General features: G+C 36.8%; 11 protein-coding genes. 1 reads left to right on the forward strand and 10 read right to left on the reverse strand.

What is annotated here, in order from left to right; translation table 11 throughout:
* Positions 1–22: 22 nt before the first annotated feature.
* Positions 23–1,204, forward strand: coding sequence for an S-methyl-5-thioribose kinase (gene mtnK / locus ACFYKX_RS23750; protein WP_389364231.1), 1,182 nt, complete (start codon positions 23–25; stop codon positions 1,202–1,204).
* A gap of 79 nt (positions 1,205–1,283) precedes the next feature.
* Here mtnK and ACFYKX_RS23755 read toward each other — a convergent pair whose 3' ends face one another.
* From ACFYKX_RS23755 to ACFYKX_RS23800, 10 genes are all read right to left on the reverse strand, one after another.
* Positions 1,284–1,433 carry a GNAT family N-acetyltransferase gene (locus ACFYKX_RS23755; protein WP_389364299.1) on the reverse strand — a complete coding sequence of 50 codons (150 nt, stop codon included), beginning with the start codon at positions 1,431–1,433 and terminating at the stop codon, positions 1,284–1,286.
* Entirely contained in the window at positions 1,364–1,546 is a 183-nt protein-coding gene (locus ACFYKX_RS23760; RefSeq protein WP_389364233.1) for a hypothetical protein, read from the reverse strand. The genes ACFYKX_RS23755 and ACFYKX_RS23760 overlap by 70 nt, the downstream gene beginning before the upstream one ends.
* Positions 1,547–1,548: 2 nt before the next feature.
* Positions 1,549–2,133, reverse strand: coding sequence for a DUF2087 domain-containing protein (locus ACFYKX_RS23765; protein WP_389364234.1), 585 nt, complete (start codon positions 2,131–2,133; stop codon positions 1,549–1,551).
* A gap of 151 nt (positions 2,134–2,284) precedes the next feature.
* Positions 2,285–2,782, reverse strand: a complete 498-nt coding sequence (locus tag ACFYKX_RS23770; RefSeq protein ID WP_389364236.1) for a methylated-DNA--[protein]-cysteine S-methyltransferase — start codon at positions 2,780–2,782, stop codon at positions 2,285–2,287.
* A complete protein-coding gene (locus tag ACFYKX_RS23775; protein ID WP_389364238.1) occupies positions 2,783–4,594 on the reverse strand; it encodes a PAS domain S-box protein in 1,812 nt (603 codons plus the stop codon).
* Between the two features lie 408 nt (positions 4,595–5,002).
* On the reverse strand, positions 5,003–6,817 hold the full coding sequence (locus tag ACFYKX_RS23780) for a methyl-accepting chemotaxis protein (protein WP_389364240.1): 1,815 nt from the start codon (positions 6,815–6,817) through the stop codon (positions 5,003–5,005).
* A gap of 297 nt (positions 6,818–7,114) precedes the next feature.
* Positions 7,115–9,409, reverse strand: coding sequence for a thiamine pyrophosphate-dependent enzyme (locus ACFYKX_RS23785; RefSeq protein ID WP_389364242.1), 2,295 nt, complete (start codon positions 9,407–9,409; stop codon positions 7,115–7,117).
* Positions 9,409–10,422, reverse strand: coding sequence for a 2-oxoacid:acceptor oxidoreductase family protein (locus ACFYKX_RS23790; protein ID WP_389364244.1), 1,014 nt, complete (start codon positions 10,420–10,422; stop codon positions 9,409–9,411). The genes ACFYKX_RS23785 and ACFYKX_RS23790 overlap by 1 nt, the downstream gene beginning before the upstream one ends.
* A gap of 322 nt (positions 10,423–10,744) precedes the next feature.
* A complete protein-coding gene (locus ACFYKX_RS23795) occupies positions 10,745–11,464 on the reverse strand; it encodes a LutC/YkgG family protein (RefSeq protein ID WP_389364246.1) in 720 nt (239 codons plus the stop codon).
* On the reverse strand, positions 11,464–12,891 hold the full coding sequence (locus tag ACFYKX_RS23800; protein ID WP_389364248.1) for a LutB/LldF family L-lactate oxidation iron-sulfur protein: 1,428 nt from the start codon (positions 12,889–12,891) through the stop codon (positions 11,464–11,466). The genes ACFYKX_RS23795 and ACFYKX_RS23800 overlap by 1 nt, the downstream gene beginning before the upstream one ends.
* Positions 12,892–12,928: the final 37 nt, after the last annotated feature.

Here is a 12,928-nt window from a genome sequence, read left to right on the forward strand (position 1 = left end):
CTCCAATTAGGAGGAGTTTAAAATGACATTACAACAAAAACAACAGCAACAAACATATGAGCCTTTAACTGAAAGTACAGCAATCGAATTAGCTAAGAAACTAAACTTATTTTCTGATCAGGCAGTCTTACAAAGTACAGAGATTGGTGATGGTAATTTAAATCTCGTATTTAGAATTGTGGACCAAGAAAATAATCAAAGTGTGATTATTAAACAAGCCCTTCCTTATGCAAAGGTAGTAGGTGAAAGTTGGCCGTTAACATTAAAGCGGGCAACCATTGAGTCAGATGCACTAAAAATATTTAAGGATATTGCGCCTGATTTTGTACCAGAAGTTTACTTTGCTGACGAAGAACTGGCTATAACCGTTATGGAGGATCTATCTCACCTTATTATTGCTAGAACAGGTTTCATTCAAGGAAATGATTATCCACTGCTATCAGCACACCTTGGAAAATACTTAGCAAGAACATTGTTTTTGACTTCCGATTTTGGGTTAAAGCCTGCCAAGAAAAAAGAATTAGTAGGGCAATTTATTAATCCGGAGCTTTGTAAAATTACAGAGGACCTTATTTTTACAGATCCTTTCTTCGATGCACCTACAAATAATTTCGAACAGGAACTCTTAAAAGAAGTTAACCAAATATGGAACGACCAACAGCTTAAGTTTCAGGTTGCCCTTTTAAAGAAAAGCTTCTTAACGGATTCTGAAGCGCTATTACACGGTGACCTTCATACAGGAAGTATCTTTGTATCCGAAGAAGAGACGAAGGTAATTGATCCTGAGTTTGCTTATTTTGGCCCAATCGGCTTTGATCTAGGTCAAGTAATCGCGAACTTACTATTCCAAGCGATTGCTAATTCGGAAAAACGCGAAGTGATTTATAATCATATTGAAGTGTTTTGGACTACGTTTGTTAAAGATTATGAGGCTCTATGGAACAGCCAAAATGAAGAGCCACTAGCTACAACAGAAGGATATTTGTCTTTCCTTCTAGAGAAAGCATTAAAGGACGCTATCGGCTTTGCTGGATGTGAACTTATCCGCAGAACGATCGGTCTTGCACATGTAGCGGATTTAGATGGAATTCAAGATGACACAGAACGTATAGAAGCAAAAAGAACAACGTTATCAATTGGTCGTGAACTAATCGTGAATAGAAACCAATTTACATCGATTCAACAGCTATTAAGTAGCTTATAACAAATTACAGGTATCTTCTATATTGGAAGATGCCTTTCCTTTTTCAACCACATTTATATAAGCACTTCCCTTAGGGAGGTTAGTTCACATGCTCCAGGGAGTACACTCCATACTCCCGTGGTGTATGAAAGCCTAGTTTTTCTGCCAGTTTAATAGATCCTACATTTTTAATGTCACAGTCCCAACGGGGTAGGATGAACCAGTTATGTTGTTTCGCGAATTCACATATACGTCCCCGTCTATAAAGTGATCAAGTACTGAATAGGCAAATGTAGGGGTGAAAGGAAGTTCCTCTAAAAAACTTTGTATAAAGGAATAATCACTTAAAGCTAACTTTTCCACTTTTAACCCTCGCTCTTTGCCCAAAATTCTTCAGGGTTTAATTCGTAGATCCCATTTTCTCTATACATATATTGATTAATGATAAACTCCCTTCGGATGGTTGCATAGTCCTCATGGAATTGCTTTATATATTCGTTTAACTCTTTCTCCTCGTACTTTTTCCCCATCTTTAATCCACGGATGATGTATTCAAATACAATTAATTTCTTCTTCCTTTGTGCAGGGATATTTTTTAACTTACCTTCTTTAAAAAAGTTATCAATTACCTTTTGTCGTTCAACAATCGATTTCTCCATATTATCTTTCTCCCCTTCTTTTTTCTCAATAAGTTCCATAAGGACACTAGCTTGTTGCCTAATAACCGAGGTATTTAAATGAAAATATAGTGTGTTCTTATCTCGTCTATCGTAAACGACGTTAATATCTCTTAGCTTATTTAAGTGATGGGTAATGGTTGGCGGTGTTAATCCTAGTTTTCCAGCAATTGCTTGACCATGAAGTGGCCCTTTTGCTAATAGAGCAATGATTCGAATCCTTGTTGGATCCCCTAAGGTTTTGTGAAAAGAAACTAAACGATTTAGTTGCATAACCGACTCCTCAATTCGATATTTATCTAATTAGATTTATATCAAATTAATTAATGTGTGTCAATGATGGCTTAGGTTTCTGCTTACTATTTAGAAATTAGGCACAAAAATACCACCTTCATGATAAAAGGTGGTTAAATATCTACCTTGGTTATAGGGTTACTCCCTCTATTTCTAATAGCTTTTCTTTAATATCAATTTTGTTACCTGCATACCCGGTAAGTGATTGATTTTTCCCGATAACACGGTGACACGGAATCACGATCGGGAGTTTATTGGCTTTATTGGCTAAACCTACTGCCCTTACTGCTTTTATGTTGTTAATGGAATGGGCAACATCTTGGTAGCTTCTCGTTTGTCCGTAGGGAATTGCTCTCAATACATTCCAAACAGACATTTGAAAATCCGTGCCATCATATTCGATTGGTACGTCAAACTCCAATCTTTTTCCTAAGAAGTACTCCTCTAGCTGCTGTATCACCCTTTTTAGTATTGGGTGCTGGGATTGAGGATTCTCACCCTTTAAAGTAGCTTCTTTTTTTAAGAAGTCTTCTTCATTCAGATAAATAGCAACTAACTTTTCATTTTGACTGACAATATGTAATTCACCTATTGGGGAATCAAATTTCGTATATTCTCTTTTATCCACTCACTTGTTCCCCTTTTTTAAAGGTAAGTAAATATTAAATGTCGTACCAACACCTAATTCACTTTCTACTTGGATATTCCCCTCATGCTCTTCAACAATCTTATATGTGACCATTAAGCCTAAGCCTGTGCCTCTTTCCTTTGTAGTGTAAAAAGGCTCCCCTAACCTCTTAAGCTTTTCATCAGGAATACCACTACCTTCATCCCTGATCGAGATATGAACTTTATGGTCATCCGTTTCTTTCATGATAATCGTGATAATTCCCCCTGTGGGCATAACCTCGATTGCGTTTTTTATAATATTGATAAAAACTTTCTTCAACTGATTTGGTTCGCAATAAATAGAAGGGATTTCATTTCCAAGAACCATGTTAAATTGAACATTATGCAATACGGCTTGAGCACTAAGTAGATCCACTGTTTCTTGCATAATTTTAGCCACATCTTTTTCCACAAACATGACGGCCTGAGGCTTCGCTAAGATTAAGAATTCATTAATAATGGAGTCAATTCGATTCAGTTCTGTTGTAATAACGGAAAAGTACATCGAATGCTCCTCTTTAAATGAGTCTTCTAGTAATTGAATAAACCCCTTTAAAGCAGTCATTGGATTACGAATTTCATGAGCGATTCCCGCTGCTAACTGACCAATGACATTTAATGTATCAGATTTTCGAAGCTGTTCCTCCATATTAAGCTTATCTGTTATATCCTTAAATACAGTAAGGCTGATATTTAATAGAACATTATGCTTACTGGAAAACTCGAAATATTTTACATTACCTGATTCTAACCTCAGCGGTAATATGCCCTTTATCTGACCGTTTTCTAACAGAACTTTCCTCTTTGCATAAATTTCATCCTCAACTACATTTGAGTATTTTAAAAAGTTAAAGAATGATTTGCCTACTATATCATTTTTTGAAAGCTCAAGCATTCTCAAGCCGGATTCATTTATATCTATGATTTCCGATTTATCGTTCCATAGTAGAATCCCTTCAAGAGCTCCTTCAAAGATATTTCTAAACTTTCGTTCACTATGACGAAGCTCTTCTTCCATTCTATATCTTTCTGTAACATTTCGCAGAATGATTATATTGTTTCCATCCACTGCATTTAATTTTGACGTAAATTCTAGAATCTTATTTTGGCCATTAGGCATTAAAAATAATAACTGATCTCGTACAGATCCAGTACTCTTTAGGGTGTTCACTATTTTATAATACTTCTCGTCTTTTAAGGGAACAAACTCATCGAGTTTTCTTGTTTTCAGTTCATCTAGATGACATTCAAATATTTTACATGCAGAGTCATTTGCATCTATCACTTGGCCATCATTGTCCCAAAAAACAATTGCATCAAGCGCTTCTACGAATAAGTCTTTATATAGTTCTGAGTTTTTCTTGACCTTCTGCTCTAGTACATTTTTCTCGGTTACATTTCTTAATATGGTTATGTATAAGTTACTATCTATTAATTTATTTGCTATAAGATCAAAATACAGGGTATTATCACCGTTTAGCAAAGGAAGGTTCCCTTTAGCCTCATTTTTCCGGCTTAAAATTTCCATGATTTTCTTAACCTTATATTGTCTGTCCTTAGGTATATGAGACTCTAAGTTAGACTGAATTAAGTCATAGCGGTCTATACCAAGCACTTCACAAATAGAGTCATTCACATCTATAATGATTCCGTTCTGGTCAAATATTATGATCCCGTCAGAAATAGAAGAAAAGATATTACTTAATTTATATTCTCTATTTATTTCATCTTTACAGTTCTTCTTATGATCACTGTCAATAGTAGGCTTCACATTAAACCCCCTTTTGGGATATTACATATGGCTGTTTCCGCATAGATTCTAGCTATACGTATATCGTCTCCAAAACGGATTCTATGCTGTTTCGTGGCATCTTTCCTCCCAAAATAAAGAAAACAGCACCATAATTCGTTCAAAAGCAATTTTAAAGTATTTAGATAGCACCAAAGTTTACGAAAAGAGCCTTACATATAAACAAATTCTACATTATTTGGCAAATCCCTTTCAATATGAGTATAATACCAGTACTTTTTATCTAGTAAATTAAACATATGGAATTTTCTAATAGATTTACCTTGTTTAAGAGGAAATTGAATTTTAAAAAAGTGGACTAGAGATACTCCTTTTAATCTAGAATAAAATCTAGTTAACAGGATATAATCTCTGCCCACTATTAATACTTTACAATTTAAACTTTGAAATCATAGAATTCATTTGCTCTGCAAGCTCGGATAACGAGTGAGCACTATTTGAAATTTCTTCCATCGAATTATTCGTTTGAAGAACGGACGCACTTGCTTGTTCAATACCTGCTGCAGATTCTTCCGATACAGACGCGATATTCTCAATACTGTTATTCATTTGAGCGGATCCTTCAGAAACCTCTTGAAGACTAGTCGAAATATCATTTACACTCTTCGTCATTAAATTAACAGCACTGTAAATCTTTTGGAACGTTTCTCCAGTGACTCTGATTTGATCCGTACCTTCCTCAACTTGCTCATACCCATTTTGTAAAGAAGAAACGACTTCGTTTGATTCTATTTGGATACCTTTTACAATATTCGTAATGTCAGACACTGAGTGAGAGACCTGTTCTGCCAGTTTTCTAACTTCGTCCGCAACTACTGCAAAGCCTCTACCATGTTCGCCCGCACGTGCAGCTTCGATTGCTGCATTTAATGCTAGTAAGTTCGTTTGAGCCGCAATATCCTGAATAACCTGAACAAGGGTAGAAATTTCTTTCGTACGGTCGTCTAGGCCCTTAACTTTTTGTACGGAACCTTTCATAATATCATTAATTCTTACCATTTGGTTTTGTGATTGTTTCATTAAAGTGTCGCCTTGTTTCGTTAAATCTAGTACTTCATCTGAAGCCTCTTTAATGACCAAACCACTCTCGTTTGCCGAATCTACCTTTTGTAGATAATCTTCCATCATCATCGCTAATGTTGAAGAAGAATTAGCCTGCTCCTCTGCACCTCCAGATAGCTCCTGCATCGTTGAAGCAACCTGTTGACTAGCAGCTTTTACTTCATTTGCTGATTGATTTAGGAAATCACTTCTATTTGATACATCATTAGAAACAGCTAAAATTTCTTGAATCATCGCTTGAAGCTTTTCTTTCATAGAATTTGTAGCTTTACTCAATTCAGCAATTTCATCTTTTCCATTGTAGGATACTAATTCTACATTCAAATTCCCTGCGGAAATTTCATTCGATACTCTTACGATTTCACTTAATTTATTTGAGATGATTTTACCGATTAATAGAATACAAGCAATTCCTAGAAAAGCCGAAACTACAATGGAGACAACTAGAACAATTGTTGCTGTTACTAAACTAGATTTCGCTGCCTGAACTGCACTACTTTGTTCTTCCTTTAAAGAATTTCTAAGTTGATCAATTCTTAAGACGGTTTGGTAAACAATGTTATCTACTTGTAATTTACCTAGTTTAAACTTATACTCATTTCCAGCTTCCATTTCAGGAATAATAACGTCTTTAAATACAGCTGAGATCTTCTTGTCATTTTCATCGATCTGTTCAAATAATAGCTTTGATTCTTTAGTAGTTAGCATCGGTTGGATTTGTTGTTTTAATTCATCGAAGCTAGCAGAAATATCATCGATTTGGTCCATATAACGTGGTTTTTCATCAATAATATATGTACCTATCATACTCCCTTTTTGGTGGAACATCGCTGAAGCTTCTGTAATTAGTAGAGCTTTTTCACTAGACTCTTGCATAACATCCATTTTGTTATTAGCTACAGTTAAAAGAGAGAAAGTAATAAGTGAAGATATCGTAAACAATCCGATAGTTACAAATAGGGCAACCCCATACTTTTGACCTAATTTTAAGTTTTGCCAAAGTTTGAAATTGGTTAGCTTATTAAAAAACTTCCAATCTCTTTTGGTACCTTTGTTTTTCTTTACTTTTGGTTGCTTAATTTTCTTCTCTTTTTTACTAAATAATTTCTTGACCCCGTTCACCCTTCTTCCTCCTTATGTAAAAAATATTGTCGAAAGTGATAGTAAATTATGAATAAATAAAACTTTTTTACTAGATTCTTTTATTATAATAAAAAAATTATTACTTTTGAAGAAATAGTTTCCAACATTCTTAATGTATTTTTATGTAAAAAAGCAAAGTGCATAAAATACACTTTGCTCGAAGTTATAGTAACATATCGTTATTTACGCTAATTTCTTAGGATAACCATGTATTTATAATAACTAGTTTATGACTTACTACCCCTTCGATTTTACAAATACTTTTTTCCTATAGTTCTATAAGAAGGGGGTTTCATGCCTTGCTTTTAGTCGGTTCCACCTTTTTTCTACTTCATTCTCAAAATCCAATAACATTTCCTTATTTTCTTCTTTTAATAGATGCTTCGTTTTCCCCATAAATTTTAGCCAATCCGATAGAGGAATTCTCTTATTCTTATTTTCCGGATCATAAGTAATCGTCGTTTCACCTTGTTCAACTTCATAGAGTGGGAAGAAACAAGAATTTACTGCTGCCTCCATGATCGTTTGACCATAGCGGTCCTCAGATTTCCAGTTTAGTGGACAAGTTATTAATATTTTTCCATAAACGGTACCTACATTTTGTGCATACCATTGTGCTTTAGCGGCCTTCTTGATTAAGTCCTGAGGGAACGCCTCTGATCCTGTAAACACATACGGGATGTTCGTTGACGCCATGATTTGTGCTGTATCTTTATGGTGGAACGCTTTTCCTTGTTGTGCCTTACCGACATTTGTTGTACTTGTCATATGACCTAGTGGTGTAGAATATGACATCTGTGATCCTGTGTTCATATATCCTTCATTATCGTACTCTAGCATGATGAGCTTATGATTTCGTAGAGCTGTTCCAATTGCAGAGCCCATTCCGATATCCATTCCCCCATCGCCTGTAATCATGACGAAAGTGGCATCTTCAGAGACATTAATTTCTCCCCGTCTTTTTAGTTCAAGGAATGCTTCTAAAGTGCCAGATAATGTAGCTGCTCCATTTTGGAATAAGTTGTGAATCATTGTTTGCTTATGAGATGAATAAGGGTATGAAGTCGTTACCACATAAGCACAGCCGGTTTGGAATAAAACGACAATATCTCCCTCAATCCCTTTAAAGAATAGTTCAAGTCCGGAGAAGATTCCGCACCCAGGACATGCCCCGTGTCCAGATGCAAGACGTTTAGGCTTAGTTGTTAAGGCTCTTAAAGGAGGAATTTTCACTTTTAATTTATTGGTTTCCTCATCTAACGTTACATCAATTAGTCCAGACTTGTAGACGTCTCCATGTTGTGGTTCAATCACTGGGGCTAATACATGCTCTTGATTTCCCGGGACATGGCCATAGTAGTCAAAAGGCTTACCAGCATACCCTTTGTCCTTTGCCTCTAAAGCCATTTCAAAGAACTTTTCAGCATCATCTGCATAAAAGTCTTTACCACCCAAACCAAATACTCGACTTAACACGATAGTTTGATTCTCTTTATCTTCCTGCAATGCAGATTTTACTTCATGAGTTAAATTCGGACCATGTGCCCCATAAGAATCTGCTCGCTCTCCAACAAGCAATGCCTTCACATTTTTTAAGGCTTCACGAATTTCTTTTGCAGGGAATGGACGGATAATATTTGGACTGATTACCCCCGCTTTAATCCCTTTTTGTCGAAGCTGATCTACCACATCTTTTGCTGATTCAGCAGCAGAGTTTAATAAGAAGAGCGCCACCTCTGCATCTTCCATTCCATACAAATCTAATACTGGATATTCTCTACCAGAGATTTTCGCATACTCTTCCGCAACTTCCTTAAACACTTCACCTGCATTGTACATCGCTTCAGATTGCTGATAATGGTTGTTAATTAAATCGTTACCATCCATATGAGCACCAATCGTAACTGGTTTTTTAGGATCGCGCGCAAAATGATAATGAGTAGGGCACTCTCCTACAAACTGTTGAACGACATCTCTTTCTTTGAAATACTGTACCTTCCTCTTCTGGTGTGATGTAAAGAATCCATCATATGCAACAATAACAGGAAGACGAACCTTAGAGTGCTCAGCAATTTTTAATGCCATAATGTTCATATCATATACAGCCTGCGGAGTTCTCGCCGTCAAAATGACCCAGCCTGTGTTTAAAGCATAATAAAGGTCGGAGTGGTCACCACGAATATCCAAAGGACCACTGATGGATCTTGTTACTAGGTTCATGACCATTGGAAATCGTGTTCCCGATTGAACTGGTAATTGCTCAAGCATATACATTAATCCGTTCGCACTTGTTGCGTTAAAAACACGTGCACCGGTTGCCGCAGCACCATAACAAATACCTGCTGAACCATGTTCACCATCAGCAGCAATTAATGTGATATCATGGAGCCCGCGTGATTTCATTTGATCAAGATATTGTGCAACCTCCGTTGAAGGCGTGATAGGAAAATACCCCATTAGATGATAATTTATTTGTGCAGCTGCCATTGCAGCCATTTCATTACCTGATTCAAACGTTGTTAGTTGCTCAGGAACTACGTCTACTTTCAAATCTCTTTCCAGTGTAGCCATTATGAAATCCCTCCTGATACGTACGGAAAATGTTGCTTTACTCTGTTAGAATCAGCAAAGCCTATTGTTTCACGCAATTCACTTAATGCACTAGTTGGACATGCCTCTACACATTTTAGGCATCCTTTGCAATACTGATAATCAATGCCTTTTAAAAACATCTGCTTTCGACCACGTTTGTCTTCTCCTTCTTCCCAAACAAAACAATAGTCGGGGCAAACTGTGTCACAAGCAGCGCAATTAATGCATTGTTCTTGTTCAAATTGTGGAAGGAAGCCTTGACGAGATCCGCTTAAGTCCTTCAATACACTATTGGCCTGTGATGTTATGACTCCACCAATCTCTTGCGTTTCATACCCAAGCAAAGGGAGTGGTCTTATAAAAGATTTACCTATCGCATCAATCGGAGCTTCATATGACTTAAACTCCACTTCAAAATAACCTCTATCAAAAGTGCGAATATTCGGTTCGACTAGATGAGGATATTTTTTTTCAAATGTATTTCTTATTACATTTCTCATCGCATCAGGGTCTAAGAAGTCACAAATTCTAAAAAGTGCTCCAAGCATCGCTGTATTAACCTTTGTTTTTTCCTCGACTGCAATGGTTAGAGCATCAACAATCGCTAAAGTACCATATTGTATCTGTAAGTCATCTTTAATATCATCAAATTTTCTCGTTGAATTCACAAGGACGATTCCGTCAGGTGTTAATCCACTAACAACATCAACTGTTTTATACAATGCTTCATGAAATACTCCGATAACATGCGGCTGTTCAATCGGACTATGTGCACGGATTTCAACCTCTTTATCGCAGAAACGTACAAAGCTTTTAACTGGTGAACCTTTCTTCTCTGATCCATACGAAGAGAAGTTTGAACCATTTAAGTCAAGGCCAAGAACGCCTGCTTCAGCTAACATTTTCCCTGCTAAATTAGCTCCTAATCCACCGATGGATTCTAATCGTATTTCAAAAAAGCCTAGCTCATTCTTTCTAGGTAAAATTGACATACTTTTCCCCCTAAAATATATAGATTAGATTTTATCCTCTTAAAAAGGCCCCTAAAATCCCCTTGTTATATTTTATGTGAACGTTTTCTATTTCGCTGTGATAAAAATCATACACCCGCCAAAAAACTACTAAAACAGTTATTTCTCTTTGAGGAAACCTTATGTTTGTTAAAGAAAAATTTAAACAAACAATTATATAACAGGTGTTAAATTGTACTATAACAGGTTGTTAACCCCATGAAAACTCTCCAAGTAGTTTCCAAATAAAAGAAAAAAGACCTACCTTTAAAAGGCAGGTCTAAAAATCTAATCTTCTAAATATCTATTTATCTTCAACAACCACATAAGTAGCCTTAATAGGACCGTGAACACCCACAACCAGTATCATTTCAATGTCAGCTGAATTACTTGGCCCAGTAATAAAGTTTATACATGAAGCAATGTGTTCAGCGTTTTTTGCTTTCTCTCTGATGAGTCTTGCAGCTTGCGTCATTCTTGGTACAATACTGCTTTTAGGAATAATAATGATAGAAGTTGCTGGTAGAAAACTAACGGTTCTCCCTTTATTTTTATCACTAAAAAGAACCGCAGTTCCTGATTCCGCTAATGTTATATCACTAAATGTAATTCCTACATTAGCTTTCTCAGCTTTAACTATGTTTTCTTCCCCTTTAGTTGGATCCCAAACATGGACATCAAGCCCTTCTTGTGGCCATTCTTCATTGATAAGATCAGTAAGTCCGAAATCGTTAAAGCGTTCATCCCCCCAAGAAACAATTGGGCCACCGCCATAGGAATTAACTACATCTTTAATCGATGTTCTCAAATCTTTTGAATGGGTAAGAATCATATTGGTGTGTATGTTGGCACACTGTGTACGTAACACCTCTACTAAATCATCCTGTGTAGCATCTTTAAGCACTTCATCTTGGGGCGTGTGTTTCCATATAGGTCTATCAATCTTAGTTGGATGAACATCACGACCTAACCTGGAGGAAACCTGACTTAAGAATACTTCGCGATTGTGTATCGTTCCTTTCATTATTGGTCTCCTCCCTTTGGACGATTTTTGAACCAATCTCTGAATCTTTCTTTATTCGGGGCTGGAAACTCTCGGATTTCAGTCCATGCTTTTAATGGTCCAGGACCATTAGATATTTTATCCCCAACAGTAAAAGGATTCATTGCTGTTGGTGCTATTTTTGAGCCTAGATTATATAGTGAAGGTGATGCAGCGCCAAGACCAAATGCTTTCATGGCAAGCTTTTCAGATATTGGTGCCCGCCCTTCTTTTTCTACAATAACCTGTCTATGTTTATGAAGTAGTTCATGCAACGGAATTTTAACTGGACATGCCTCGGTACATGCCGCACACAATGTAGATGCATACGGTAATTCTTTGTAATCATCGTACCCTCCAAGTAATGGAGAAAGAACAGCCCCAATTGGACCTGAATAAATAGAACCGTATGAATGTCCCCCTACATGTCGATATACTGGACATACGTTGACACATGCAGCACATCGAATACATTGAAGGATAGACTGGAATTCACCGCCAAGGATTTTGGACCTGCCATTATCAACGATCACTAAATGGAATTCCTCAGGTCCATCAACATCACCTTCGTCCTTTGGTCCCGTTAAAACCGTGATATAACTAGTAAGCTTCTGCCCTACTGCACTTCTCGTAAGGAGACTCACTAGTACTTCCATTTCTTCAAATGTAGGAACTAATCTTTCCATTCCCATTACCGTAATTTGTGTTTTCGGTAAAGCTGTAACTAAATCAGCATTTCCCTCATTGGTTACTAGGGTAATAGACCCTGTCTCAGCAATTGCAAAATTACAACCTGTGATACCAACGTCAGCGGTCAAGTAATCTTGTCTGAGTCGTTCACGTGCATGAAGAGCAAGCTCTTCTGGCTTTTCCGTATTTTTATATTCGAGCTTTTCTTTAAATATATCACGAATTTGTTCCTTGTTTTTATGAAGAGCAGGGGCAATAATATGTGATGGCGGATCATGGTCATCAACTTGAAGGATGTACTCTCCTAAATCCGTTTCAATAACCTCACAGCCTACATCCTCTAAACAAGCATTCAAGCTAATTTCTTCCGTTACCATTGACTTTGATTTAACTACTTTTTTGGCATTCTTTTTCTCAATAACACTTTTTATATATTGGTTCGCTTCCTCAGCTGTTTGAGCAAAGAAAACATGACCACCACGCTTGCTTACATTCTCACTTAGTTCATATAAGTAATAATCTAAATTCTCTAAGACATGCTGCCTAATTTCTTCTCCGTGAGAACGCCATTCTTCCCAATTGCCTAACTCTTCGGCAGCATTTAAGCGGCGAGTATGAAGCCGTTCCTGAGCTCCAGAAACAGCCCCACGCATAAATGAATTATTTAGTCCTTTATCCACACGGGTATTGAATTTGTCCGTGCTAGTTTTCATCGCCATATGAACGATTCCTCCTTCTTATATTGTTCCTCGGAAG

It is taken from the genome of Cytobacillus spartinae, from assembly GCF_042865285.1.
Classification (GTDB): Bacteria; Bacillota; Bacilli; order Bacillales; family Cytobacillaceae; genus Robertmurraya_A; species Robertmurraya_A spartinae.

What these genes read in the sequence shown, in the direction of transcription:
- ACFYKX_RS23790 (WP_389364244.1), bottom strand. Translation starts at nt 10,422, where the DNA reads ATGTCAATTTTACCTAGAAAGAATGAGCTAGGCTTTTTTGAAATACGA.
- ACFYKX_RS23800 (WP_389364248.1), bottom strand. Translation starts at nt 12,891, where the DNA reads ATGGCGATGAAAACTAGCACGGACAAATTCAATACCCGTGTGGATAAA.
- ACFYKX_RS23765 (WP_389364234.1), bottom strand. Translation starts at nt 2,133, where the DNA reads ATGCAACTAAATCGTTTAGTTTCTTTTCACAAAACCTTAGGGGATCCA.
- ACFYKX_RS23795 (WP_389364246.1), bottom strand. Translation starts at nt 11,464, where the DNA reads ATGAAAGGAACGATACACAATCGCGAAGTATTCTTAAGTCAGGTTTCC.
- ACFYKX_RS23785 (WP_389364242.1), bottom strand. Translation starts at nt 9,409, where the DNA reads ATGGCTACACTGGAAAGAGATTTGAAAGTAGACGTAGTTCCTGAGCAA.
- mtnK (WP_389364231.1), top strand. Translation starts at nt 23, where the DNA reads ATGACATTACAACAAAAACAACAGCAACAAACATATGAGCCTTTAACT.